The 25,515-nt window shown below is 64.9% G+C and carries 25 protein-coding genes; 12 read left to right on the top strand and 13 right to left on the bottom strand.

From position 1 onward, the window contains the following. Window positions 1-105 precede the first annotated feature (105 nt). Both XH81_RS27640 and XH81_RS27635 read left to right on the top strand, forming a co-directional pair. Window positions 106-555 (top strand): EF-hand domain-containing protein, encoded by a 450-nt coding sequence (locus XH81_RS27640; RefSeq protein ID WP_038974306.1) that lies wholly within the window; start codon window positions 106-108, stop codon window positions 553-555. A gap of 33 nt (window positions 556-588) precedes the next feature. Then, window positions 589-2,874, top strand: coding sequence for a heavy metal translocating P-type ATPase (locus XH81_RS27635; RefSeq protein ID WP_028143154.1), 2,286 nt, complete (start codon window positions 589-591; stop codon window positions 2,872-2,874). A 19-nt stretch (window positions 2,875-2,893) separates the two neighbouring features. Here XH81_RS27635 and XH81_RS27630 read toward each other — a convergent pair whose 3' ends face one another. Beyond that, complete coding sequence (locus XH81_RS27630) at window positions 2,894-3,370, bottom strand: hypothetical protein (protein ID WP_244429084.1); 477 nt, start codon at window positions 3,368-3,370, stop codon at window positions 2,894-2,896. A gap of 282 nt (window positions 3,371-3,652) precedes the next feature. Here XH81_RS27630 and XH81_RS27625 point away from each other — a divergent pair, with 282 nt between their 5' ends. Beyond that, window positions 3,653-5,005: a ferredoxin reductase family protein gene (locus XH81_RS27625; RefSeq protein ID WP_028143152.1), complete on the top strand. Its 1,353-nt coding sequence runs from the start codon at window positions 3,653-3,655 to the stop codon at window positions 5,003-5,005. Window positions 5,006-5,089: 84 nt separating this feature from the next. Beyond that, on the top strand, window positions 5,090-6,277 hold the full coding sequence (locus XH81_RS27620; protein ID WP_028143151.1) for a CaiB/BaiF CoA transferase family protein: 1,188 nt from the start codon (window positions 5,090-5,092) through the stop codon (window positions 6,275-6,277). On the opposite strand, the gene XH81_RS27615 is transcribed toward XH81_RS27620, so the two are convergent. After that, window positions 6,274-6,996 carry a DUF72 domain-containing protein gene (locus tag XH81_RS27615; protein WP_028143150.1) on the bottom strand — a complete coding sequence of 241 codons (723 nt, stop codon included), beginning with the start codon at window positions 6,994-6,996 and terminating at the stop codon, window positions 6,274-6,276. The genes XH81_RS27620 and XH81_RS27615 overlap by 4 nt on opposite strands. Window positions 6,997-7,088: 92 nt before the next feature. On the opposite strand from XH81_RS27615, the gene XH81_RS27610 reads away from it, so the two are divergent. Continuing rightward, window positions 7,089-7,304, top strand: a complete 216-nt coding sequence (locus XH81_RS27610) for a hypothetical protein (RefSeq protein ID WP_018322666.1) — start codon at window positions 7,089-7,091, stop codon at window positions 7,302-7,304. Between the two features lies 1 nt (window position 7,305). On the opposite strand, the gene XH81_RS27605 is transcribed toward XH81_RS27610, so the two are convergent. The 4 genes from XH81_RS27605 to XH81_RS27590 all read right to left on the bottom strand — a co-directional run bounded on the left by XH81_RS27605 (window position 7,306) and on the right by XH81_RS27590 (window position 12,387). Then, window positions 7,306-8,454 carry an amidohydrolase gene (locus XH81_RS27605; RefSeq protein WP_028143149.1) on the bottom strand — a complete coding sequence of 383 codons (1,149 nt, stop codon included), beginning with the start codon at window positions 8,452-8,454 and terminating at the stop codon, window positions 7,306-7,308. 228 nt (window positions 8,455-8,682) lie between these two features. Continuing rightward, window positions 8,683-9,768 (bottom strand): mandelate racemase/muconate lactonizing enzyme family protein, encoded by a 1,086-nt coding sequence (locus tag XH81_RS27600; protein ID WP_028143148.1) that lies wholly within the window; start codon window positions 9,766-9,768, stop codon window positions 8,683-8,685. Window positions 9,769-9,919: 151 nt separating this feature from the next. Continuing rightward, on the bottom strand, window positions 9,920-11,113 hold the full coding sequence (locus XH81_RS27595; protein WP_038971797.1) for a M20/M25/M40 family metallo-hydrolase: 1,194 nt from the start codon (window positions 11,111-11,113) through the stop codon (window positions 9,920-9,922). Between the two features lie 32 nt (window positions 11,114-11,145). Then, window positions 11,146-12,387 carry an MFS transporter gene (locus XH81_RS27590; protein WP_271596434.1) on the bottom strand — a complete coding sequence of 414 codons (1,242 nt, stop codon included), beginning with the start codon at window positions 12,385-12,387 and terminating at the stop codon, window positions 11,146-11,148. Between the two features lie 271 nt (window positions 12,388-12,658). Between XH81_RS27590 and XH81_RS27585 the strand changes: the two genes are divergently transcribed. The 3 genes from XH81_RS27585 to XH81_RS27575 all read left to right on the top strand — a co-directional run bounded on the left by XH81_RS27585 (window position 12,659) and on the right by XH81_RS27575 (window position 14,918). After that, window positions 12,659-14,077: a TAXI family TRAP transporter solute-binding subunit gene (locus XH81_RS27585; RefSeq protein WP_271596433.1), complete on the top strand. Its 1,419-nt coding sequence runs from the start codon at window positions 12,659-12,661 to the stop codon at window positions 14,075-14,077. A 252-nt stretch (window positions 14,078-14,329) separates the two neighbouring features. Then, on the top strand, window positions 14,330-14,557 hold the full coding sequence (locus XH81_RS27580) for a hypothetical protein (RefSeq protein WP_271596432.1): 228 nt from the start codon (window positions 14,330-14,332) through the stop codon (window positions 14,555-14,557). A gap of 196 nt (window positions 14,558-14,753) precedes the next feature. Then, entirely contained in the window at window positions 14,754-14,918 is a 165-nt protein-coding gene (locus XH81_RS27575; protein ID WP_240536421.1) for a hypothetical protein, read from the top strand. 156 nt (window positions 14,919-15,074) lie between these two features. On the opposite strand, the gene XH81_RS27570 is transcribed toward XH81_RS27575, so the two are convergent. Next, complete coding sequence (locus tag XH81_RS27570) at window positions 15,075-15,350, bottom strand: HGGxSTG domain-containing protein (protein ID WP_095426418.1); 276 nt, start codon at window positions 15,348-15,350, stop codon at window positions 15,075-15,077. Next, a complete protein-coding gene (locus XH81_RS27565; protein ID WP_271596431.1) occupies window positions 15,347-15,994 on the bottom strand; it encodes a hypothetical protein in 648 nt (215 codons plus the stop codon). The genes XH81_RS27570 and XH81_RS27565 overlap by 4 nt, the downstream gene beginning before the upstream one ends. 451 nt (window positions 15,995-16,445) lie before the next feature. Here XH81_RS27565 and XH81_RS27560 point away from each other — a divergent pair, with 451 nt between their 5' ends. Then, a complete protein-coding gene (locus tag XH81_RS27560) occupies window positions 16,446-17,429 on the top strand; it encodes a Bug family tripartite tricarboxylate transporter substrate binding protein (protein WP_097669003.1) in 984 nt (327 codons plus the stop codon). A 21-nt stretch (window positions 17,430-17,450) separates the two neighbouring features. Here the strand turns inward: XH81_RS27560 and XH81_RS27555 are convergent, their stop codons facing one another. Next, entirely contained in the window at window positions 17,451-17,912 is a 462-nt protein-coding gene (locus XH81_RS27555) for an NUDIX domain-containing protein (protein WP_097669002.1), read from the bottom strand. Between the two features lie 106 nt (window positions 17,913-18,018). On the opposite strand from XH81_RS27555, the gene XH81_RS27550 reads away from it, so the two are divergent. Next, entirely contained in the window at window positions 18,019-19,146 is a 1,128-nt protein-coding gene (locus XH81_RS27550; protein ID WP_095426415.1) for a DUF1236 domain-containing protein, read from the top strand. 48 nt (window positions 19,147-19,194) lie between these two features. Here XH81_RS27550 and XH81_RS27545 read toward each other — a convergent pair whose 3' ends face one another. Next, the gene (locus XH81_RS27545; protein WP_038946938.1) at window positions 19,195-20,154 is read right to left on the bottom strand and encodes a lytic transglycosylase domain-containing protein; all 960 of its coding nucleotides are present in this window, start codon (window positions 20,152-20,154) and stop codon (window positions 19,195-19,197) included. Window positions 20,155-20,338: 184 nt separating this feature from the next. On the opposite strand from XH81_RS27545, the gene XH81_RS27540 reads away from it, so the two are divergent. After that, complete coding sequence (locus XH81_RS27540; RefSeq protein ID WP_028143138.1) at window positions 20,339-21,373, top strand: L,D-transpeptidase family protein; 1,035 nt, start codon at window positions 20,339-20,341, stop codon at window positions 21,371-21,373. A gap of 6 nt (window positions 21,374-21,379) precedes the next feature. Here XH81_RS27540 and XH81_RS27535 read toward each other — a convergent pair whose 3' ends face one another. The 3 genes from XH81_RS27535 to XH81_RS27525 form a co-directional block, all read right to left on the bottom strand. After that, a complete protein-coding gene (locus tag XH81_RS27535) occupies window positions 21,380-21,655 on the bottom strand; it encodes a hypothetical protein (protein ID WP_018322685.1) in 276 nt (91 codons plus the stop codon). 77 nt (window positions 21,656-21,732) lie between these two features. Next, window positions 21,733-22,590, bottom strand: coding sequence for a VOC family protein (locus XH81_RS27530; RefSeq protein ID WP_028143137.1), 858 nt, complete (start codon window positions 22,588-22,590; stop codon window positions 21,733-21,735). Between the two features lie 143 nt (window positions 22,591-22,733). Continuing rightward, complete coding sequence (locus XH81_RS27525) at window positions 22,734-23,936, bottom strand: urate hydroxylase PuuD (RefSeq protein WP_028143136.1); 1,203 nt, start codon at window positions 23,934-23,936, stop codon at window positions 22,734-22,736. Window positions 23,937-24,146: 210 nt separating this feature from the next. Here XH81_RS27525 and XH81_RS27520 point away from each other — a divergent pair, with 210 nt between their 5' ends. Next, the gene (locus XH81_RS27520; protein WP_028143135.1) at window positions 24,147-25,481 is read left to right on the top strand and encodes a PQQ-dependent sugar dehydrogenase; all 1,335 of its coding nucleotides are present in this window, start codon (window positions 24,147-24,149) and stop codon (window positions 25,479-25,481) included. Window positions 25,482-25,515 lie beyond the last annotated feature (34 nt).

The raw sequence follows: 25,515 nt of genomic DNA, 5'->3' as shown, positions 1-25,515 counted from the left end.
CCGAAAAGCCATCTGGGCAGAAGCCGCTTTCTTGACTTGGCTCAAGGTAAAATCGGTGAAGTTCGACACTTTCTTAGGCCCCACACCAAGGCCGGAGGAAGCACCATGCTAGGTCGAACCATTGCTACAGCGTTGCTGTTCGTCACCTTGGGCCAGCCGGCGTTGGCTCAATCGCCGGCGGACCATCAGGGCCATCATCCCGGACAGGAGCAGACGCCTGCGTCGCCGCAATCGAGCTCTCCTGCCAGCCCGTCCGCCGAGCGGCAGAGTCCGATGCGCGGTGGAGATATGATGGGAATGATGGGGCGCGGAATGATGGGACAAGGAATGAAGGGGCATGGCACGGGCGGTGACGCCATGGAGCCGCCGGTCGTCTTCCGCATCATCTTCGCGCTGATGGATGCCGATGGTGACGGGACCCTCTCGTTGCCCGAGTTTCAAGTCGCTCACGAACGGATCTTCAAGGCAATGGATCGCGACAAGGACGGGAAGCTCACTTTCGAAGAGATGATGACGTTCATGCACAGGAGCAAGAGCTCCGTCCCGCAGCAATAGCGAGCGGATACCGGAGGGCGGGTGCGCCAAGCCATGTCGTTTGATCGGGTCTTGCGATGGGCTTTGGTTGCAATCGCAATCGCAGGGTTGACCGCGGGTATTCTCGCGCGAGCCGCGGGCCGACCTGATCTGGCCGATCTCGCCTGGGCGCTCGGCACGGCGCCCGTGATTGCAGGATTGGCGGCCTCGATCGTCCAGGACCTGCTGAGAGGCCGCGTCGGAGTGGACGCGATCGCGCTGCTGTCGATGAGTGCGGCGTTGGCGCTCGGACAGCCGCTCGCAGGCGCCGTGGTCGCGCTGATGTATTCCGGCGGCAATGTCCTGGAGGAGATCGCGATCGCACGGGCGGAGCATGATCTGAGATCCCTGGTTGATCGGGCGCCGCGGCAGGTCCATCGCAAGTCCGGCGAGCGGATCGAGGACGTTCCGATCGAGGACGTCGCGGTCGGCGACGAGCTTCTGGTTAAAGCCGGCGAGATCGTGCCGGTCGATGGTGTCGTTGCGTCGGCCTTCGCTGCGATCGACGAGTCCGCGGTGACTGGCGAGCCGATTCCGGTAGAGAAGACCCGCGGAAGCGCCGTTCTTTCCGGCTCTCTGAATGCGGGCGAGACCTTCCAATTGACCGTGACCGCGGCGGCCAGCGAGAGTACCTATGCGGGCATCGTGCGCATGGTGACTGTGGCGCAAACAGCGAGAGCTCCCTTTGTGCGGTTGGCCGACCGGTATGCGCTGATCTTCCTGCCGGTGACACTCGTCATGTCCTTCGTGGCATGGCACATCTCCGGCGACGTAACCCGCAGCCTTGCCGTGTTGGTGGCGGCGACGCCGTGTCCCTTGATTCTGGCCGCACCTGTCGCCTTCATCGCCGGGGTGGCGCAAGCGGCCCGCCGCGGCATCCTGGTCAAGGGCGGGAAGGCGCTGGAGGCGTTGGCCCATGCGCACACCGTGCTCTTCGACAAGACCGGTACCCTGACGGTGGGCGGAGCGCGGTTGCTGTCCGTAGAAGTCGCGCCGGGCGAGGATCCGGATGAGGTCCTCACGCTCGGGGCGTCGCTCGAGCAAGCTTCGCATCACGTGCTTGCGAAGGCCGTCGTCGCTGCGGCCCTCGCCAAGGGGCTCAAGCTGAAGCCGCCGGAACATGTCAAGGAGACCATGGGTTCCGGCCTCAGCGGCCAGATCGACGGACGCCAAGTCGTGGCGGGCTCGCGAGAGATGCTTCTCTCGCGAGCCGAGCTGTCGCCATGGGCGTTGCGGGCGATTCGACGTGCCTCGTGGCGCTCGGCGCTGATCGTCCTCGTCGCGGTGGACGGCCGCCTGATCGGCGCGCTGCTGCTGGCCGACGAATTGCGGGCCGACACGCCACGCGCGATCCGGCTGCTGCGCGACGCCGGCATCGCGCGGATGGTGATGGTCACGGGTGATCGCGCCGCGGCGGCGCAGGCCATCGGAGCGGCGCTCGATCTCGATGCCGTGCTGGCCGATCGCGTTCCCTCGGACAAGGTCGAAGCGGTGCGTAGCGAACAGCGGCTGCATCCGACCATCATGGTCGGCGATGGCATCAATGACGCCCCGGCGCTGGCCGTGGCTGACATGGGGATCGCGCTCGGTGCACGCGGTGCAAGCGCTTCCTCCGAGGCGGCAGATGTGGTGATTCTCACGGATCGGCTCGATCGGGTCGGCGAAGCGATCATCATCGCCCAGCGCGCGCGGCACATTGCCCTGCAAAGCATCTTCGTCGGGATGGGGTTGTCATTGGTAGCCATGGTCGCGGCCAGCCTTGGCTGGCTCGATCCCGTCCCCGCCGCGATCGTTCAGGAGGTGATCGATGTTGCCGTCATCCTGAACGCGCTGCGGGCGCTCAATCCGCCCCTCGTCAGGGGCGGTCCGCGCCTCACCGCGGAGCAGGGGCTGACGTTGCATCACGATCATCAGGCCCTGCTTAGGGATCTCGACCGCCTGCGGCAGATCGTCGATGCGCTGGACGATGCGGTGCCCGAATCCGCCGCGACTTTGATTGGCGAGGCCCACCGACTGGTCCAGGGCAGCGTCGTGATGCACGAACGCGAGGATGAAGACAGCGTCTATCCGAAGCTCAACGAGGTGCTGCGCGACCGCCACGGACTCTCTGCCATGAGCCGTGCGCATCGCGAGATACTGCATCTCGCGCGGCTGCTCGCCCGGATCGCGGAGGATCTGCCGTCAGAGAAGATCGACCGCTACCTCATTCGCGACGCTCAGCGCGTGATCGAGGCGATCGAAACGCTGGTGCGCATGCACACGGCCCAGGAGGAGGACATCTACGAGGCCGTGGCCGCATAGGCGGCAGCGGCAATCGACCTCAATGCTCCAGCGGTTGCCAGCCGGCATGGTCAAAATACTTGCCGTACTGAGCGAGCGCCCGCACGATCTTATTGGCTCCTTGATCGCGGCTGGTCCCGGCTTTCATCTTGGCCGCGCCGTCGATGATCTGCTCGAGGACAAGGTGAAGTTGCTGGTCGGCCTGCTCGGGCAGCTTGCAGTTTCCTACGACGTCATCGACCTGCGCCTGGATTCGCTTCGCCAGAGCCTCGTATTGCGCAGGCGTAAACACTTTGCCGTGAATGGGTGCCAGCGATTGCCTCATGGCAAGGCTGATGTCGTCCATGCCGCGGCGCAAGACGTCATCGGTCGGCCACTTCTTGCCGTGGTTGAGCACCGGCCCGGCGGTCGTGGTTGGTCCTTCATGCGTGTGTGGTCCGGCGGCGAGAGCAGACTGCCCCAGGACGAGACAGAGCGCGAGGGCTGCGGGTATGAGCGATTTGGTTGAGATGATCACGGGATTTCCTCCGAAGAGCTTCTTTGCTCTCAGGTGGGAGATTGCGGCATTCAGGAGTTTGCGCTGGAGCAAAGTCTTGAACGGAATGAGCTGCGGCCCCGCGACGCAGGATGCGTCGCGGGGCGGTTTCAGGCGGTCGTCAGGCGACGAGCTGAAAGAGAATCCTTCACGCTCAGCCTCGACCAGGCCCTGCAGCTCATCACGATCCGGCTTGAGTCAGCTCAATGCAACGCGGCGCGATCAGGTCAAGCCGGCGCCGTAACGTTGTGAGGCAACGACGGCATGGAGAAGCTCAAACGGGTATTTTGGGGCGGCCTGGCGGTTCTCGTCCTCCTGTGGCTGATTGCGGAGCCCCAGCCATTTGGGCCGGGCCCCTTCTTCCCACTTCGCGAGAGGATGGTGCAGCTGAGCGGCGTCCTGGCAATCGTTTGCATGAGCATGGCGATGATCCTCGCGCTGCGACCACGTTGGCCGGAGGCGTGGCTGGGTGGCCTCGACAAGATGTACCGCTTGCACAAATGGCTCGGTATCGCTGCCCTCGTGACTGCCATTATCCATTGGCTCTGGGCCAATGCCCCGAAATGGGCGGTCGGTTGGGGTTTGCTGACCCGACCGCAGCGTGGGGAAAGACCCGCCATCGAAAATCCGATTGAGGCCTTCTTTGCGGGCCTGCATGGACCGGCGGAGGGGCTGGGCGAGTGGGCCTTCTACGGCGCCGTCGTGCTGATTGCCTTGGCGCTCATTCAAATGTTCCCCTATCGGCTCTTCTACAAGACGCATCGGCTCCTCGCCGTCGCGTATCTGGTATTGGTGTTTCACGCCGTCACGCTGATGAAGTTCAGCTACTGGATGTCGCCGCTCGGCTGGATCGTGGGGGCGCTGCTTGCGTTCGGGACATGGGCGGCGGCTGTCGCGCTGTTGCGGCGCATTGGCGCCCGTCGCCAGGTCCAGGGCAGGATCACCGCGCTCAAATATTATCCCGGCGTCAGGGCAATCGAGACCGAGATCGAGGTGCCCCATGGATGGCCGGGCCATAGGCCGGGCCAGTTCGCCTTCGCCACGTCCGATGTCTCCGAGGGCGCGCATCCCTACACGATCGCATCGTGCTGGAATGCTGCAGAGCCCAGGATCATCTTCATCACCAAGGAACTCGGGGACCACACCAGCCGGCTGCGGGAGAAGCTCCGTGTCGGGCAGAAGGTGAAGGTGGAAGGGCCCTATGGCTGCTTCACCTTCGATGACGATTGCTCGCACCAGATCTGGATCGGCGGTGGTATCGGCATCACGCCCTTCGTTGCCCGCATGAAACAGATGGCCATGCCGAAGGATATTCCGGGTTGCTCCGTCGCGCAGGCGGTTGACCTCTTTCACACCACCACTGATGTGGATGAGGAAGCCCTCGGCAAGCTCGCAGCAGACGCGCGCTCGGCAAATGTTCGTCTCCACGTCCTCATCGACGCCCGTCACGGACGACTGACCGGCGAACGCATTCGCGAAACCGTGCCGCAATGGCGCGAAGCGAGCATCTGGTTCTGTGGTCCGGCGGGTTTCGGGGAAGCGCTCAGACGAGACCTTAGCGCGCACGGCTTCCCCGTCGAACAGCGGTTTCATCAGGAGCTGTTCGCGATGCGATGATGAAAGTCGCACGTGCATCCCGCTTCCCAACTTGCCCTCGCAGCCAGTCCCTGTAATCTGCAGAGAACAACGGGGAAGGGATCGATGGGAGGAGTTCTGGAGGGTGTGCGCGTGCTCGATTTCGGGCGCTATATCGCCGGGCCCTATTGCGCGACCTTGCTGGCCGAATTCGGTGCCGAGGTCATTCGCGTGGAGAAGCGCGAGGGCAGCGAGGATCGGTTCGTGGCGCCGGTCGGCGAAGGCGGCGAGGGCGCGCTGTTCCTCCAGGTCAACCGCAACAAGAAGTGCGTCACGCTCGATCCGATGAAGCCGGAGGGGCAGGAGGTGATGCGCCGGCTGGTTGCGACCGCGGACGTCGTCGTCGCCAATCTGCCGCCGCAGACCCTGCGCGCGATGAAGCTCGACTATGAGTCCTTGAAGGCGATCAAGCCCGACATCATCCTGACGACCGCAACCGCGTTCGGCGGCCCGGGACCCTGGTCCGACCGGGTCGGCTTCGACGGCGTCGGGCAGGTCATGTCGGGGTCGGTGTACATGACCGGCACTGGCGATCCGCCGTACCGCGCCGCGGTGAACTGGGTCGATTTCGGCACCGCGCTGCATTGTGCGTTCGGCACGCTCGCCGCGCTGATCGAGCGCGGCAAATCCGGGCGTGGGCAGATCGTCGAGGGCGCGCTGCTCGCAACCGCGTTGTCCTTCACCAACGCGACGCTGATCGAGCAGGCCGTGATCAACGTCAATCGCGTGCCGACGGGCAATCTCGGCCAGACCGCAGCGCCCGCCGACATCTACCGCACCCGGGACGGCTGGGTGCTGTGCCAGGTCACCGGGCATCCGCTGTTCAAGCGCTGGGCGCGGCTGATGGGCGAGGAGGAGGTGTGGCTGAACGATGCCCGCTTTGCCGACGACATCAGTCGCGGCAACAATGGCGCCATCATCAGCGAGCGGATGGCGCGCTGGTGCGCCGGGCGCACCACGCAGGAAGCCGTCGATGCGTTGGGCCAGGCCATGATTCCGACCGGGCCGGTCCTCTCACCGCAACAGGCGCTGGATCATCCGCACATCCGCGCCGCCGGCTTCCTGCAGGACGTCGACTATCCCGGCCTGCCGAAGCCCGCGCCGGTGACGCGTGCCGCCGTCCGGCTGTCGGAAACGCCGGGCGACATCACGAGCCGCCCGCCGACGCTCGGCGAGCACACCGATCGCGTCCTCGCCGAACTCGGCTATGACGCGGCTGCGATCGCGGCGCTTCGGCAAAGCGGTGTCATCTAGAGCAGCTGCTTCAACGCCTTGGCGTCCGCGGGCGCCGCGCTCTTCTGGTCGTTGTCGAAATAGACATAGACGTCGCAGCCCTGCCGCTTCCACGACTTGATGCGCTTCGCGCATTGCGCCAGCGTCGCCCTGGTATAGTGCCCGTGATAGCGCCCGCCCGGCCCGTGTCCGCGGACATAGACGAAATCCGCGGTGCGCTTCCAGGGCGCCGGCGCGTCGTGATGGTCGGACAGGCACAGCGAGATGTTCTCGTCCGCCAGCATTTTGAGGATGCGCGGCTGATACCAGCTCGGATGCCGGAATTCGAAGCTGTAACGCCGTTTCCGCGACAACAGCTTGAAGAAGGACGCGAGGCGGTCCGCATCCGCCTGGAATTGCGGCGGCAGCTGGAACAGGATCGGGCCGGCCTTGCCGCCGAGCCGAGAGATGCGGTCCTCCAGCAGCTCGAGGCTGTTGACGGAGCGCTCCGACAGGCGCTTCCAGTGCGTGATGAATTTCGACGCTTTCCAGGCAAAGACGAAATCGCGGCCGGTCTGCTCGCGCCAGCCTTTCACCGCGTCAGGCGTCGGCGTGCGGTAGAACACGCCGTTCAGCTCTGTCGTGTCGAACTGTCCGGCGTAGTAGCGCAGCTGCTGCTTCAGCGTTACGCCTTCTGGGAAGAACGGGCCGCGCCAGGAGTCGTAATGCCAGCCCGAAGTTCCGACCAGAACGCGCGCCATTGTTTCCGTGCCCTCCGTTGCCTTTGCCGGAGAGGAACGTCCAGGCAGCCGATACGTTGCTGGTGAACCCGCCAACGCAAGGACCGGAACCGATGTACGCGCTGTTCGAAGGCAACAAGCAGATCGGCGATCCCTTTCCGACCGAGAAGGAGGTGTGGGAAGCCGCCCTGATCGAGGGCCTCGTGACCGACGTTCCGGTCGCGGACGAGGAGGGCGGCCGGCTTCTCCCTGCCGGATATCACGTGGCGCCCGTCGAGGAGACGTTCGCACCGCGGTCGGATTGGAAGTTGCCCCGCGAGATCTCGTGAACTAGTTCGACGCCAGCGCCGTCTTGGCGACTTCCGCCATCCAGCTCGACGCCACCGGCAGGATCGCGTCATTGAAATCGTAGCGCGGGCCGTGCAGCTCGGCGCCGTCGCGCAATTCGCCGTTGCCGATCCAGACGAAGGCGCCCGGCCGCTGCTGGAGATAGTGGGCAAAATCCTCGCCGGCCATGCTGGGCGCGAGGTCGCGCCGCACCTCGGCCTGCACCTTCTCGGCGGCGATCCGCGCAAGGCCCGCTTCAGCGGGCGTGTTGATCACCACACCCACACCCCAGACGATCTCGGGCGTCACCTTGACGCCAAAGCTGGTCGCGATGCCGGCGCAGGTCCGTTCGATGCCGTCGAGGATGGTGTCCTTGACCGCCTCGCGGTGGTACCGCAGCGTGCCGCGGATGGTGACGCGTCCGGCGATCTGGTTCGGCGCGGTGCCGCCTTCGATGGTGCAGAGCGACAGCACGGCGGTGTCGAGCGGATCGACGCTGCGCGAGACCACTGATTGCAGGGCCACGATCAGATGACCGGCCGCCATCACCGGATCGCGCGTCAGATGCGGCATGCCGGCGTGGCCGGCATGGCCTTCGATGGTGATGGTGATGCGTCCGCCGGAGGCCATGACGACGCCGTCATGCACGGCGATGGTGCCGGCGGCAAGGCCCGGCCAATTGTGAAAGCCGAACACCCGTTCCATCGGAAAGCGGTCGAACAGCCCGGCCGCGACCATCGCGCGCGAGCCACCGAAACCTTCCTCGGCCGGCTGGAAGATGAAATCGACCGTGCCGCTCCAGCTGCTGTCGGCGGCGAGCAGCGCAGCGGCGCCGAGCAGCGAGGCGGTGTGCCCGTCGTGACCGCAGGCATGCATCACGCCTGATGTCCCGGAGGCGTAGGCAAGCCCGGTATCTTCGGTGATCGGCAGTGCATCCATGTCAGCGCGCAAGCCGACGCGGCTGCGCGCGTGCCCGCGCGTCAAGGTCGCGACGATGCCGTGGCCGCCGATGCCCGCCTCGAAGGGAATCCCGAGCTCGGTGAGCTTGTCCTGCACGAAAGCGGCGGTCTCCTTCTCCTGAAGCGACAGCTCCGGGTGCGCGTGAAGGTGCCGGCGCCACGCGGTCAGTTTCTGGTGCAGCTCGGGTGTCAAGGCAGCGGTCTCTCGCAAAATTTCGGTTGCCGCCACCATAGCGGATAATCCGCGGCATGCATCAAGCGCGTTGGAATGCCTTGCGTGCAGCCACGCGCCGTCTCTCCCTCGTCATTCCGGGGCGCGCCTTTTGGCGCGAACCCGGAATCCATCGTGCAAGCAACCTCTGGGGCCGATGGATTCCGGGCTCGCGACTTCGTCGCGCCCCGGAATGACGGCCAATGGGTGTCACGCCAGCTTCGCCAGCCCCGACCAGTCGAAGCTGATGCCGTGCCCGGGCCGGTCCGGAGCCTGTGCCTTGCCCTCCTGCAGCACCAGCGGGTGCTCGATATATTTGTCGAGCCCGAAGCCGTGCGCCTCCAGATAGGATCGGTTCGGGCAGGCCGCGAGCAGGTGCACGGTAATGTCGTGCGCGCCGTGGCTGGTGACGGGCAGGTTGAATGCTTCCGCCAGCCGCGCGATCTTCATGAAGGCGCTGACGCCGCCGCAATTGGTCACGTCAGGCTCGGGATAGGACACCGCGCCACTGGCGATGTAGCTCTTGAACTCCCACAGCGAGCGCAAATTCTCGCCCGCCGCGATCGGCACGCCGCCCGCTTGCAAGATGCGCGCGTGGCCGGCGACGTCGTCGGGGATGATCGGCTCCTCGAGCCACGTGAGGTCGTAGGGAACGAAGGCCCGGGCGGCGCGGATCGCCTCCTCGACCGTCCATTTCATGTTGGCGTCCACCATCAGCGGAAAGCCGTCGCCGAGGTGCTGTCGCATCGCGGAGACCTTCGCGACGTCGGATTTGAGATCGGGCCGGCCGACCTTCATCTTGATGGCGCGAAAGCCCTTGGCGAGATTGCCGTCGGTCTGCTTGAGCAGCGCCTCCACGGAGAGATCGAGGTCGATGCCGCCGGCATAGCACGGCACGCGCGCGTCGAACCCGCCGAGCAATTGGTACAGCGGCAGCTTGGCGCGCCGCGCCTTCAAATCCCACAGCGCGATGTCGAGCGCGGAGAGCGCCAGCACCACGGGCCCGCCACGGCCGCCATAATGCAGCGCCCACCAGACGTGATGCCAGATCGCCTCGGTATCGTCGGCCTCGCGTCCCTCGATCAGCGCGGGGATCTCGCGCTTGAGGATGTCGGCGACAGCGCCGCCGTTGCGGCCCACGGTGTAGGTGTAGCCGACGCCCTCGGCGCCGTCGGCATCGCGGATGCGGCAGGTGATCAGCTCGAACGCGGCGATCTCGCCATGCGTGGAGTCGGAGAGCGTGACGGGGAGGGGGATCCGGTAGAGCCCGGTCTCGATATTTGCGATGTGCGGCATGTGGCCTCCCTTTTTGTTTTTGGTTCGTAGGGTGGGTTAGCCGAGCAGATGCGCAAAGCGCATGTGCTCGGCGTAACCCACCACTTGTGCTTCCACGGAGACGAACAGTGGTGGGTTACGCCTTCGGCTAACCCACCCTACAGACGGAAACTCACCGCATCGTCGCAAGTTGCACGGCCAGCGCGCAGGCGCGGTCGTATTCGTCGAGATTGATCCACTCGTCGATCGTGTGCGCCTCGTTCTGGCCGGCGCCGAAGGTCACGGTCGGAATGCCGTGGCGGACCATCCAGTTGGCATCGAGGCCGCCATTGGCGGTGCGGACGTTCGGAGTGCCGCCGACTGCGGAGACAGCCTCGACCGCGCGCTTGATGATGGGCTGGCTGTCCTTCATGCGGAACGGATAATAGTCGGTCTCGGCCTTGAACTTGACCCTGCCGGACTTGCCCTGCGCATTCGTCACTTTCTTTGCCGCCTTTTCGAACGCGGCCTTGTAGGCCTTGGTGATCTCCTTGAAGAACTTTCCGTCATGGCTGCGGCTCTCGCCCCGGACATGCACGTAGTCGGTGACGACGTTGGTGGCATCGCCCGCGGGGCGGCCCTCGCCGCCGGTGACGGGACCGACATTGCTGGTGCCTTGCCGCTTGCCCTTCACCACTTTGCCGAACCAGCCGCCGGCCTTCACCTCGGCGAGCGCGAGCGCCATGATCATGGTCGAGGAGATGCCGCGCTCCGGCGCGACGCCGGCATGCGAGGCGCGCCCCATGATCTCGACGGTCCAGCGATCGGCGCCGACCGCGCCGATCACGACGTTGGAGGCCGAGCCGCCGTCATAGTTGAAGGCCATCACGGGCGAGCCGAGCTCGTCCAGCTTGACGTGGCGCGCGCCATAGAGCCCGCTCTCCTCGCGCACGCAGAACAACAGCGTGATCGGCGGATGGTCGAGCTTATGCTTCTCGAGCTCGGCCGCCAGCGTCACCAGCACGCCGCAGCCGCAGCGATTGTCGCCGCCGAGCGCGGTCTTGGCGGAGTTGACGATTTTGCGGCCTGATTTCTTCGGCTTGGCCCCGGCACACAGCGGCACGGTATCCATGTGGGTCATGAACATGATGCGCGGCTGGTTGTGCAGCGCGCCGCGGCCGGGCAGGTCGACGATCAGGTTGCCGGTCTCGGTCGGCACGGGAATGCGGGTGTTGGCGTCGTCGAGCCGGATCGCCTTTGCCGGCACGCCGCTCTCCTTCAGCGCGGCCATGAGCTCACGCCCGATCGCCGCCTCCTGTCCGGTCACGCCCTCGACGGCGAGGAAGCGCATGAGGCGGTCGGTGGCGGCTTTGGTATCGACGGGCATGATTATTTCCTTTGGCAGACCGGCCCGCCATCCTACGAACGCGGCGAGGTGTAAGTCAAAAAGATCAGCACGCCGAATGCCAGCATGGCAGCCATGAACAGCAGCACCGCAGGCAGGCCGGCGAGTGCCGCCACCGCGCCCGTCACCGACTGCATCAGCGCCGCGCCGAGGAAGAAGGCGAGGTTCACCGCCGCCAGCGCTTTGCCCGCCACTTGCGCATCGACGAGTTGGCGGGACATGCCGAACAGCAGCGGCTGGGCGGAGGTCGCAAGGCCGATCAGCACGAACAGGACGAGGTCGTATTGCGGCGGCATCACGGGCACGCCGAACAAAACGGACACGGGGTAACGCGGCGCCCCGAGCGCCATCAGCGCCAGCAGCAGCGCCCCGGCCATATGCGTGACCGCGACCAGCGCGCGGCGACGACCGAGCCTGCGGTCGATCATGCCGATGCACAGGGGCCCTGCGATCATCGCCAGCGTGAACGCGCCGAGCTGATTGCCGGCCTCGACCCGCGACAAGCCCTTGACGTCCATCAGCCACGGTCCGCCCCACAGGCCGCGCAGCACCAGCGAAGTTGCCAGCGACACCAGCGCGAGCGCAATCAGCCCTCGCAACGGACGTGAAAGGCCGAGCCTGAGCACCTCGATCATCTGCGACAACGGCGAGGAATCGTCCTTGTGCTCGGCCGGCTGCTGCGGCACCAGCGCGAACACGGCGAGCGCGACTGCGACGCCGCCAGCCGCGGACATCCAGAACCCGGCGCGCCAGCCGTAAGCGTCGACCACGAAGGCGAGTGGGCTCGACGATAACAGCATGCCGATATTGCCGATCGAGAGGATCGCGCCCGACCACAGGCCGAAGCGCGCCGCCGACAATTGCTTGGCCGCCAGCGTCATCGGGCACATCAGCATGCCCGACGTGGCAACGCCCAGCATGAACTGCCCGACCGCAAAGCTCGCAGCCCCCGTGGCAAAGCCCGACGCCATCGCGCCGACCACGGTCCCCGCGAGCAGGCTCAGCGAGACCGGCCGCACGCCAAACCGGTCCATCGCCGCCCCGACTGGGATCTGAGCCGCGGCAAAGGCAAAGGGATAGATCGAGGTGAGGCTCGCCAGCGCCTGCGGCTCGATATGGAAATCGGCCGCCATGAGGTCGAGGCTGACCGCCGGAATGGTGCGCAGCAAGGTGGAGAGCATGTGGCCGCAGGCGAGGGCGAGCAGCGCGAAGATCAGCGCGCGGGTGGCGTTGCCCGCGTCGTCGTTGGTGGCCATGGGCGTCCCGTCCCGAGGGGGTTTCGGGTGGGGATACATGATGGCGGGGCGGGCGCCAATGGCGGCAGCGCGCCCCCCTCATTCCGGATTGTGGCTTCAGCCGGCAATCAGCACGGCGTTTGCCGCCTGTCTGCGGGCCGACACGACGACGCGACTGATCGTATTGCCGGCCTCAGGCGGCGGTTATGAACCAGGACGGCCGCCAGACGTTGTCCTTGGGGAAACGTGGCGTCCTGCCAGGACGCGCCTTCACCTGCGGCCAGCGGCGGCAATGTCTTCATCCGAGAGTACAAGTCAAACGGCCAGCGAGGCGGCCCGCCGAGAGCGGAGGAGGAGCAATTCCTTGCTCTTGGTTCTCGCCGTGGGATTCCTTGTCTTTGGCGCCGCGGCGGGCGCTCTCTATTATACGTTGCGGCCGGACACCCTCCGCATTGCCGTTGGACCACCAGGCAGCGACGACTACAAAGTCATTCAGGCGATGGCCGATGCGTTCGGCGACGAAAGTCGGACGATCAGGCTGCTTCCGATCGAGACCAACGGAGCGGTGGAGGCTCTCGCGCTGCTTGGGGCTGGCAAGACCGACCTCGCCGTCGGCCGGGGCGACCTGGACATGCCTGCCGAGGCGCAGACCGTCGCCGTCGTGCGCAAGAACTTCGTCGTGCTGTGGGCTCCGTCTGGATCTGCGGGCAAGGGCTCGAAGAGAAAGCTCGCGCCGAGAATCAAGGAGGTCGCCGATCTCGCAGGGCGCCGCGTCGGCGTGATCGGCCGGACCCCGGTGAACGCCGCGTTGCTACGCGTCATCCTGAGCGCCTCCGGAGTCGAAGCGGACAAGGTGGTCGTGACACACGTCGGCACGGACCAGACTGAGGAGCTGGCACGCGATCTTACCATCGATGCATTCATGGCGGTCGGGCCGCTCGACAGCAAAGTCACGTCCGATGCCGTGGCTGCAACGGCGCGCCTGCGCGGCGAGCCGAAATTTCTCGCCATCGAGACGTCGGAAGCGATCGCCCTGAAGCATCCACGGTATGAATCGGAGGAAATTCCGCCCAGCGTCTTCAATGCGGATCCGGCCTGGCCGGGCGACAAGGTTGAAACGGTCAGCGTCAGCCACCTCATCGTCGCGAGAAAGTCTCTGCCTGAAACGACAGTCGCTGCCTTTTTCCGTCAGCTCTTTGCCGTTCGCCAGGCGATTGCAAGGCAGGTCCCGGGCGCTGCGCACATCACCAAGCCTGATGTCGACAAGGACACGGAGCTGCCGGTGCATCGGGGAGCGGCGGCTGTCATCGATGGAAACGAACGTACTTTCCTCGACCGATACGGCGATTACTTCTGGTTCGGGCTCCTGCTTCTCTCCGGGATCGGCTCGGCCGCTGCCTGGTTGCGTCGCTATTTGAATCGCGACGAAAGAGAGGAGACCACCGACCACCGTAAGAGAATCCTGGCCATGGTGTCCAGCGCGCGAACCGCGGGATCGAGCCAGGAGCTTCTGGTTCTGCAGCGCGAGGCCGACGCCATCATAGCTGAAACGCTCGAATGCTACGACGACGGCGCTATCGAGGAAGAAGAGCTCGCAGCATTCGGTCTGGTGCTCGGCCTGTTGAGCAACGCCATCGCGGAGAGACGAGCCGCGCTGCAGCCCGCCAACTTCGAAACCGTTCGAGGCGGGGCGAGCGCGCCGCGAGGTTGAGACGACCGGCGCTGCGACGCAATTAGTCTACAATGCCAAGGCGGGACCGAGGTCGTAGCCGGGAAGATCAACTTACGCTTGTGAGACCCGCTGTCGACGCGGTCGAAGTTCTCTGCGCCGACACGCATCCCTTGTCTATCGCGCCTCCTATCGTCGTCGTCTCGTCTATTCCGTCATTCAGTACGCGTGGTCTGATGAAGATTCGGAACAAAAGAGACGTCACCGCTCTTACCTTGGTCAGGAGACCTGCTCATGCTGTGCTCAAGGCCGCCACGGGTCATTCGCACGACGCTTGATCTTGCGAACGCAAAGCAGGTCAAGTCCGTTCGAAAGCGCCTCAAGATCTCCGATGCCGATCTGGTCAGGATCGTCGAAAAGATCGGCAACTCCCTGACGGCCATAGAGAAGGAAGTTCAGCTCGAAAAGCTCGAGCTCGTGGAGCAGAGCAGCGCCAAGGGTGGACTCACGTCCCCCGGATAGATTCGGTTACCCCATCGAAAAGGAGAACTCCGATGAACGGCCTGATTTACCTCATAGGATTAGTCGTCGTGATCGCAGCCATTCTGTCGTTCTTTGGTCTGCGTTGACCGCTCTTCCTGTGCGTTCGCGATGCGCCACCTCTTCCGGGTGAATCCGTTCGCAACTTCGCGTGCATCAAATGGATGATTTGCACCAGGTGAATACCATCATCGCCACGACCATTTGCGCGTTCTTCAAGGGACACCCCGACACGCAGATCGGGACCGAAGAGGCCAAGCTGCTGGCGAAGCAGATTGCCCAGGCGCTGGATGAGGCAGGGCTGCAGATTTCCGCTGTCGATCCGGCGAACGCGCCGCGCTAGCTTTTCGGCTGGCACCCGGTGATGTGGCCCGGCGCTGCAGCACTTCGCGCGGGCGAATGCGTCCTGGAATTGTCGTGGGCAAGGGGCGCGGCGGTGTCGCTCATGTCCTTCTGAACGATCTGTCGCCTCGACGCTTCCGATCTACCTGCTTTCCTTTTAGTCCGGATCCAGCTCCCCCAGCAGCTTCCCCGCCTCGTCCAACAGCTCTCGGATCGTCCTTCGTTCCGCGATCCGCTCCTGCGTGAAGGCGCCATGCTTCTGGGCATTGCGGTTTCCCCATGGCGCGCCCGATCCGGGCGCGCCGCCGTGCATGCGGCAGCGGAGCTTGCCGCGCACCGCCGGCGCGCGGCAGGCGAGGCCGCCGCGCGTGCTGGCGCCGCAGCGCGCGCTCGCCGACATCGCGCGCGTGTTGCGGATGCGATCGGCACTCATGCGGTGATGCCTTGCATGGCCTCGGCCCGTTCGCGCTCGCCGGCGTTGCCGGACGGCACCGGTCCCGCCTCTATCGCGGTGCCCGGCTCGGGAGCGATGAGATGCGCATGCTGCGCGACATTCCCCACGATCGCGCTGCCGCCGTCCTGTACCGACAGGTTCTGCACCGTGATCGGACGCTCGCCGTTGCCGCGGTGGCGGTTGAGGGCCTCCATTTGGGCTGCGAAGGTGCGGGCCAGCCGGGTCAATGTGCGCGAAATGCCCTCCTGCTGCGGGATGCCTTCGGCGAAGGCGAGACGGCAGGCAAAGCGCATGGTCGCGACGTGGACGGACACCATCTGCCCCGTCAGCATGGTCTCGAGAGAATTCCGCGGCGCGATGCCTTTCATCATCGAGATCATGAAGGCGAGATTGTCCTCATCGGGCTTCTGCAGGATCACGCTGGCTTTCGTCAATTGCTTGAGGATGCCATGCAGAGCGTCTTGATCGACGGCACCGAGCGCCTCGCCCATCAAGTGCTCGCCGGTCTCCGCGTCCGGATGCTGAATTGCGATCCGTTGTCCGGTGAGCTTGACCCGCGGGGTGGGCCTGCTGCCGTACCTGACGATTGGCGTCGTGCTGTTGCGTGTCATGGCTGTTGTCATGTCGATGTCTCCTTCGAGCCCACGGCATGCGCGAGCCGGCCCCTCTGGTGCGAGCCGACCCTCTCGGTTGCCGTGCGGCGATTGCGTTTTGAAATGTCGATGCTGGGCTTGTGCGCGATCGAAGCGAGGCCCACATGATCGTGGAGGCCGGGTGCTGACGCGGATCGCGATGATGGCATTATGCCCCTGTTTTGCCCGACGAGTCAAAATCGTTTCGTAACATCCGAAGCTCGCGGCCTGGCGTAAGTCCTTGTTCCGACAGGGGCCGTCTACTGTGCATGGGGTTGTTTTCGCATTTTTTGCTTGGAGGCGGCGCGCACGTGCCGTGCGGCGGAATGCGGGCGCCCGAACACGATTGCGAAATCCGGCGTGACCGCTATTCATGATCTTCACATGCGTCGCACCAACAAGCCTGCACAAGCGGCGCTGCTGATGTCTGGGGAGAGAACCAATGCAACGAACCGCCCGCCTGCTGGCCGTCATCGCCGGATTGTGCGCCGCTGCGCTGTCGACGCAGGCCTCGGCGCAGAAATATCCGGTGCGGCCGGTCAAAATCATGGTCGGCTTCAGCGCCGGTGGGCCGGTCGACGTCGTCGCGCGCATCATCGGCGATCGCCTAGGCAACAAGCTCGGGCAGCCCTTCGTGGTCGAGAACCGCGCCGGCGCCAACGGCATGATTGCAGCCGAAGGTGTCGCGCATGCGGAAGGCGACGGCTACACCATGCTCGCTTGCAACTCCTCCACCATCACGCTCAACAAGACGCTATTCAAGGATATCCGCTACGATCCGGAAAAGGACTTCGCGCCGCTCACCACCGTCGTCTCGGCGCCGCTCGTGCTCGTGGTCAATCCGGAGAATCCCAAGACGGCGAACGTCAAGACCGTCGCCGATCTCGTCGCCGCGGCAAAGTCCGCACCCGGTGCGCTGGCTTACGGCTCGGGCGGCAACGGCAATCTTGCGCATCTCGCCATGGAGCTGCTCAGCCAGAAGGCCGGCATCAAGCTGATCCACGTGCCCTATCGCGGCGGTTCGGCCGCTGAGGTCGGCATCCTCGCCCAGGAGGTGCTGGCCGTGTTCGATCCGCTCTCCGCCGTGCCGCTGGTCAAGGCCGGAAAGTTGCGCGCGCTCGCGGTGTCGTCGGCCGAGCGGCTGCCGGCGCTGCCCGATGTGCCGACCGTCGCGGAAGCCGGCTTCCCCGGCTTCGACATCTCGTTCTGGGTCGGCTTCTTCATGCCGAAGTCGACGCCGGCGCCGATCCTGGAGACGCTGCACCGGGAGATCGCCGCGGCCGCGAAGGATCCGGCGGTCGCTGAGAAGCTCGGTTCGCAGGGCGTGGTCAGCGTGCTGACCCCGGCCGAGTACGCCGCGAAGATCGCGAAGGAGACCAAGGAGCTCGCCGAGGTCGTCGCTGCCGCGGACATCAAGACGGAGTAGGGAGCGCACCTGTTTCCATCGCTATTCACCGCCGGCCAGCTGCGCCAGCCGATCGAGCAGCGGGCGTTGTCCTGCGTTGATCTTCTCCCGCGCCTCTTCGAGCGTGAACCATTCGGCACGGTCGACCTCCGGGAAGACTTGCCGTTTGCTGCTGCGCGGCGGCCATTCCATCTCGAACGTGTTGCTGTGGATGCTGTGCACGTCGATATCGAGCTCGGCGGCGAACGCGGTGACGAGCTTGCCGCCGCGCTGCTTGACCTCGCCAAGCGCGATCAGCGGCACGGACAGCTCGAATCCCAGCTCCTCGGCAAATTCCCGTCGCGCGGCGGCCTCCGCATCATCTTCGTCCGCATACTCGCCCTTGGGGATCGACCAGGCGCCGAGATCCTTGTTGCGCCAGAACGGCCCGCCGGGATGAACGAGAAGGATCTCGATCGCCCGGCGTTTGCGATAGGCGATGATCCCGGCACTCTTCGATGGCATCGCAGGTTCCGTGCAGAAGCGGTCCGCTTTGTCTCGGGAAAAAGTGGAACCGGCCGTTTTAGCGCAGGTTAGTAGCCAACGTTCGTTTGATAAAAGGGAGTGAACCATGATCCGCCTGTTGGCAACCACCGCATTAGGGCTGGTGCTGGCGAACGCCGCCTTCGCGCAATCGCCGAGCACGACCACGAAGTCTGAGCAGATGCCGCAATCCCAATCAAGTTCCACGGCGCCAGCGACGACCTCGCCATCCGGCGCGGCCGGCACGCCGCAGACCACATCGCAGCCGCAGCAATCACCGTCGACAGGAACCTCGGCACAGACGACGCAGAGCACCGCGCCGTCCTCCGGGGCTGCCAATTCCGGATCGGGCACGTCCAATGCTGCGAACAGCACGGACACCTCGCGGCCGCAGAGCGGCACGGCAAGCTCGAACACGACCGGCAACCAGCCCGCGACCCAGCAGGGCGCCAACCCGCCGCCGGCAAACACGAACCAGGCGCAGGATCGGTCCAATCCGCCGCCGGCCAATAGCAATCAGGCGCAGCAGGCGCCCGCTGCATCCGGGACCAACCAGGCTCAGCAGGCACCGACGGCGCCAACCGGCAATCAGGCGCAGGGCGAGCGGTCTGGGACCAACTCTCAGGCGGCTGCGCAGACCAACGTCAATCTGAACCGCCAGCAGGAGACGAAGATCAGCGCCTCGATCTCGCATCTGAACGTCCGGCCGCTGACCAGCGTCAATTTCTCGCTGAATGTCGGCACGGTGGTGCCGCGCGATGTGCACCTCTCGACCCTTCCGCCTGATGTCGTCGAGATCGTGCCGCAGTATCGCGGCTACAGCTTCGCGCTGGTGAAGGATGAGATCGTCGTGGTGGATCCTGCGACCTACAAGATCGTGACGGTGCTGCCGTATTCGGGGAAATCCACGGCAACGACGACGTCGACCGCCCGCGAGCGCAGCGCCAGCAAGTTCTCTGACCGCGATCGCGATGCGATCCGCAAGCATGCGAAAGCTCGTCCCGAGGGCCGGAGCGAACGGCAGACCACCGGAAGCACCGCACGCACCGAGATCCATGTCGGCGATCGCGTCCCTGATAGCGTCGAGGTCGAGGAATTTCCGAGCACGGTCTACCGTGATGCGCCCGACCTGCGGGAGTACCGCTACATCCATCGCGATACCCGGACTTATGTCATCGAGCCTCGCGAACGACGCGTGATCGAGGAGATCGATTAGTTCTTCGCCGTCGGAAGCCGCCCACCGGGCGGCTTCTCGATTTGTGCGTCAGATCGCCGAACGTTCGCGTGCCGCGATACGGATGGCGCGAGCCTTGGTGCCCTTCGCCGCGCGGGCCGCAATCATGCTCCTCGCCTTGCCACGGGCCGAGGCGCTTTTGTGGAGCAGGGATACGAACCGCTTGCGCGCGCGGTTTGTCGACAGGCGCGCCGCAAGCTGTTCGGCCTTGCGAATGATGGTCGCGACCGAGGGTGTCAGGTTCACCGGGACCCAGGCGACATCCTTGGCCTTGGAGAGGCTGCCGATGCCTTCGCACGGCGCCTCGCGCGGCAGGTCGATCCTGATCGCGAGCGCCTCCGACCGCTCGGTCCAGTCCTCAGCCTTGGTGCCGGTGATGATGCGGACATAGTCGCGCGTCTCACGGGGCAGCTCGCTCTCCTTGGCGAGCCACTTCTGAACGCGGCCGGGACCGGCATTATACGCAGCCGCGGCGAGTCCGAGATTGCCGAAATCGTCGCGAAGCTTGCGCAGGAATTTTGCCGATGCGGGCAGCGCCTTCATGGGATCGAAGGGATCGTCGAGCCCGACTTCGGCGGCCGTCCCAGGCATGAACTGCGCCACGCCCTGGGCGCCGGCCTGGCTCACCTCGTTGGACTTGAAGCGGCTCTCCTGCCAGAGCAGGCGGGCAAAGAATGGCACGGGAATGCCGCTGGCCTCGGCGGCCTCGCGAAGCGCGTGGCAAAATCGCTCGGTCGGGGAAACCGGCGCCTGTAGGGCTGGCTCGTCCGCGCGGGGCGGCTCGATCACCTGCTCATAGGCGGCACGCGCGTTGGCGAGCTCGATGGCCTGCACACTTGCGAGGAAGAGTTCGACCACCGGAACAAGTGGGGAGGCCCGATTGTTCTGAATAACGGCGCGGTCGAAAGTTGATGTTTGCCGGGACGCCGACGGATCGAGGTCGCACATCAGAATCAAGAACGCGGCGCAAGCCGCGATGACAAATCGCATTTGCGGAGACAACCTCGAACTGTGGGATGAACGGCCAGCGGTGCGCCGGCGATAAGAAGTTATTAACCGTCCGATTGCGGCAAAGCTGCGGTCTCGTCGGTTCCTTCGGTGTTACTACGGTGTTCCCAAACAGAAACGTCCCGCGGTTTCGCGGACCTCTATTTTTCGAATTGGACGAGCGATCATGATGCGATGGATGCTTGGCGCGGTGATGTCGCTGTGGCTCATCTGCCCGGTGCTCGCGGGCAATCTCGATGCAAAAGCGGTGAATGATGCCGCGCGGCCCGCAAAACAGCCGGCCACCGACAAGCTCAACGCATCGGTGGTGAAGCTTCAGGTCCTGCTCGATCGTGCGCAATTCTCGCCCGGCGAGATCGACGGCAAGCTTGGCGAGAACGCGCAGAAGGCGCTGAAGGCATTTGCCGAGCAGAACGGTATCGCATCCGAGAAGGGAATTGCGCCCGAACTCTGGGACAAGCTGACGGTAGCGAGCGAGGGAGCCATTGTCGTCGACTACAAGATCGACGAGGCCGATGTAAAAGGACCTTTCCTGAAGGAGCTGCCGGCCAGGCTCGAGCAGATGAGGTCGCTGAAGGCGCTGAGCTACACCAGCGCGATCGAGGGGCTCGCCGAGAAATTCCACATGAGCGCGGATCTGCTCAAGATGCTCAATCCGGGAAAATCCTTTGACAAGGCCGGCGAGACGATCGTCGTTGCGAATGTTTCCGCGCGAAAAGAGCTGCCTCGCATTGCACGGCTCGAGGTCGACAAGAAACAGGGGACGCTCAAAGCGTTCGACGGGAGTGGTGCTCTGCTCGCGTTCTACCCGGCTTCAATCGGTAGCCCGGATCGTCCGACGCCGAGTGGCACACTCAAGGTCACAAGCACCAACGAGAAGCCGACCTACCACTACAATCCCGAGTACAAGTTCAAGAGCGTAAAATCCAGGGAGCCGTTCGACATCAAGCCAGGCCCGAACAATCCGGTGGGATCGTACTGGATCGGGCTGTCGGCGCAGGGCTATGGCATCCACGGGACGGCGGAGCCCGACAGGGTCGGCAAGTCGGCGTCCCACGGCTGCGTCAGGCTGACCAATTGGGACGCCCGCACGCTCGGCGACAACACCAAGCGTGGTACGCCCGTCGTCTTCCTCGATGCGCCGACGGAATCTTCCTCGAAGCAGAAGGACAAGACGCCCGGCAGGCGCGCCGCGAATTAGTTCTTGCTAGTCCTTCGGGAAATCCTTGCGCATCGCCATCTCGGCGGCATCGCCCGGCGACAGCACGGTCTGATCGAAGGCCGCTTGCGGCTTCGTCATGATGTCGTAGAGCGAGATGCCCTTGATCGGCTTGCCCATGAGCTCGCGGACGCAGTCGGCGAGCGTGCCGTTGTAGACGAGATAGGGCGGACCTCGGTCCTTCTGCCTCTCGCCCTTCAGCGACGGCCACTTCTTCAATTCGGCCGGGGCGTCATAGGCGATCGGCGATCCCTCTTTGAACATGCGTCGGGTCCCGGTGGCTTGGATTGCAGGGAATCCTAGAGCCGCCGGGTAAACACGCGTTAAAGAATTAGTTCAAATCAGGCGGCAATGAAGGCGAGCAGGGTGCCGTTGGCCTTGGCCGGCGGCACACAGAGCGCAGCCCCGCTGCGCACGGCGGCGGACCCCAGCGCCTTCTCGGTCGCGGCCAGATCGCCGCTGACGAGCACCAGCGCAGCGCCGCCGCGGTCGGAAAGGCCCGCGAGCGGCACGCCGGGATAGCGTTTGGCGAGCTGGTCCAGCGTCAGATAGACGAAGTCGGCCCGATCGCCGCCGGAGGGCACCGTGACCGCGCCGTCGGCCTCGGCCGTCGGTTCGCGGTCGATCAGCCTGCCGAGATGCGCGGCGTCCTTTGCCGGCTCCGGCGTTGCGATCAGCGTCTGCCTGATCCGCTTCGCCGCATTGGCGTGCTTCATCAATTCGGGAATCCAAACCGTGTCACGCGTCTTGTGCTGGCAGGCGAAGATGCGTACCCCGCCGGGCGCTTCCGCTGTCGGCCACATGAAAGTGCGGAATTTGGCCGCCGAGACCGTGCCGTTGGGCAAGGTTACCGGACGCTCGAAATCGGTCGGGCCGATCGGCGTCAAGCCTCGTGCGCGGATCTCCTCCGCGCCTTCAGCGGAATCGACCGCGGTGAAGGCGATACGCTCGATGCCTTCGCCGCGCTTGTCGAGGAAGGCGCGCGCCGGCACATTGTGCTCGGTCGCGACGAGCACGCCGAGCAGCTCCATATAATCGGGGTCGAACATGATGGTGTAATTGCCGGTGCCCATATGCGCGCTGTGGGTGCCGCGCGGCGACACGGTGAAGCCGAGCTGGCGGTAGTTCTCGGCAGCCTTGTCGAGGTCCTGAACCATGACCACGGCGTGGTCGATACCGATGATGTTCTTGAGGGCCACTGTTCTTTCCCCGCGCATGCAAATGACTTTGGGCCGCGTCGGCGGCCGCTGGTCCTGTCTACGCCGGATAGGCGGTCAAGTCATTTTCAATTCAGTAGGAGATGCGGAATTTCATTCCGCGGATCTGTCGACGCACGGCAGCATCAGCGAGCCTGCTCGAGATAGGCGGCAAGGATCGCACGTTCCTGGCTGGTCATCTCGGTGATGTTGCCCGGTGGCATCGCGCTGGACCAGGCCGCGACCCGGCCGATCAGGCGGATGTTGCGATGGATGTGCTCGGGCGCATCGAGCAGGATGCCCTTCGGCGCGGTCACGATGCCGGCCCAGACCGGCTCGGCGGCATGGCACATGCTGCAACGGGACATCACGATCTCCTCGACCGCGGCAAGGGTCGGCTGTGTCGGCAGTGCGCCCGACTTGACCTCGCGCGGTCCTGCGGCGGAGAGGAAGAGGATCGCAATCACGCCGATTGCTGCGACGCCCCACACCCACCATGGCGATTTCCGCCCCGCGTGGCGCTCGTTGAAGAAGTGGCGGATCACGGGGCCCAGCGCCAGGATGATCGCGACGATGATCCAGTTGAAGCGCGTGGCGTAGAGCAGGGGATAGTGGTTGCTGATCATCAGCACGACCACGGGCAGCGTCAGGTAGTTGTTGTGGACCGAGCGCTCCTTGCTGGCTTTGCCGAGCCTTGGATCCGGCACCTGTCCCGCGATCAGGCTGGCCACGATCTTCTTCTGATTCGGGATGATCAGCGCGAAGACGTTGGCGACCATGATGGTACCGATGATGGCGCCGATCTGGTTGAAGGCGCCACGGCCGCTCAGCACATGGGTGAAGGCATAGGTCAGTGCGACCAGGAACAGATAGCCGCCGATGGCGAAGGGCAGCTCGCGCTGGGCAAGGCCGGTACGGCAGGCGGCTTCATAGAGCAGCCACGCCAGTGCCAGGCTCGCAAGGCTGAACAGGCCGGCCTGGAACCGCGTGAGGTGGAGGATCGATTTGTCGACCAGGAACAGATCGGCCTCGAGATAATAAACCACCACCATCAGCGCGAAGCCGGACAGCCAGGTGGTGTAAGCCTCCCATTTGAACCAGGTGAGCTCGTCCGGCATCTGGGAGGGTGCGACCAGATATTTCATGATCCGGTAGAAGCCGCCGCCATGGACCTGCCAGGCTTCGCCCTGGACGCCGTCGGGCAGGTCACTCGTTCGGTTGCCCTTGGGCCTGAGGCTGAGGTCGAGGGCGATGAAATAGAAGGAACTGCCGATCCAGGCGATCGCCGCCACCACGTGGAGCCAGCGCAGCAGCAGGCTCGCCCATTCCGATATGATGGATCCCCACATGATCATCCCGTCAATTGCGACAGCGATGCCGCAGCTTTGATGACCGCAACCCCCGCCCTTACAATGTGTCGCACCTATCCGCGGTGTTTTCCAGTACGATGGGCGCAGCTGATGCACATCGTGCGGGCATCAGGTGACGTGGGATGCGGCAGAGCTTCGACGTGTCGCGGTGGTATCGATGTTCGAGAGATTGCAGGCCGGGAGGACAATTTGAAGAGCAGAATTTTGTCCGTCGCGATATCCGCGGGGCTACTGATTGCTACCGGTGCGCAGGCCGAGCCGGTGTTGCAGGGCAAGGACGCTTATGGTGATTGGCAAGCCGACAAGCCAGGCACGGTCAGGCTGATCCGGCCGCAGGATCTGGTCAGGCCCGGCGCCACGCGCTCGGTTGCGAGCTCGTCACGCGTGGTGCCGCGCCCGGCCGAGGCTGCGCTTCAGGTGCCGGCGGGGTTCAAGATCGAGCTGTTTGCCGAAGGCCTGCGCGCGCCGCGCATCGTGCGGGTGGCGCCGAACGGCGACGTCTTTGTCGCGGAGACGCGGGCCGGCACCATTCGCGTGCTTCGTGCCGGGGAGGGCAACAAGATCGCGACCAATGAAGTGTTCGCCAGCGGACTGAGGCAGCCATTCGGCATCGCCTTCTTCCCGAACGGTGACAATCCGCAATGGGTCTATGTCGCCAACACCGACAGCGTCGTCCGCTTTCCCTATCAGGCCGGCGATCTCAAGGCGCGCGGCAAGGCCGAGACGATCGTGCCGAGCCTGCCGCATGACGGCGGCCATTCCACCCGCGACATCGTCTTCACGCCTGACAACAAGCGCATGCTGGTCTCCGTCGGCTCGCTCAGCAACGTTGCGGAAGGTTTGGGCACGCCGCCGGGCGGGATGGAGGCGTGGTCGAAAACGCAACCGCTCGGCGCGGCCTGGGCAAGTGAGACCGAACGCGCGGCGGTGCTGGCTTTCAATCCCGATGGCAAGGAGCGGAAGATCTACGCCACCGGCATCCGCAATTGCGTTGGTCTCGCAATTCAGCCGCAAACCGGTCTGCCCTGGTGCTCGACCAACGAGCGGGACGGCCTCGGTGACGATCTCGTCCCCGACTATGTGACCAGCGTGAAGGAAGGCGCATTCTACGGCTGGCCCTGGTTCTATATCGGCGCCAACGAGGACCCGCGCCATGCCGGTGCGCGGCCGGACATCAAGGACAAGGTGACGGTCCCCGACGTGCTGGTGCAGCCGCACTCGGCCTCGCTCGGCATGGCCTTCTATCAGGGCACGCAGTTTCCGCCCGAGTATCAGAGCGACGCCTTCGCGGCCGAGCATGGCTCCTGGAACCGGTCGAAGCGCACCGGCTACAAGGTGATCCGCATCCGGATCAAGGACGGCAAGCCGACGGGTGAGTACGAGGATTTCGTCACGGGTTTTGTCGTGAGCGACACGGAGGTGTGGGGCAGGCCGGTGGGAGTAGCCGTGGCGAAGGATGGATCGCTGCTGGTGTCGGAGGACGGCAACGGCACGATCTGGCGGGTGACGCACGCGCCGCAGTGACGGTGCACCCCTCCAGGGGAGGGTAAGAAAGGCG

Origin of the sequence: Bradyrhizobium sp. CCBAU 25360 (assembly GCF_028128695.1) — a bacterium.
In the GTDB taxonomy this organism is placed as follows: Bacteria; Pseudomonadota; Alphaproteobacteria; order Rhizobiales; family Xanthobacteraceae; genus Bradyrhizobium; species Bradyrhizobium ottawaense.
This window is presented reverse-complemented; position numbering and strand designations above follow the sequence as displayed.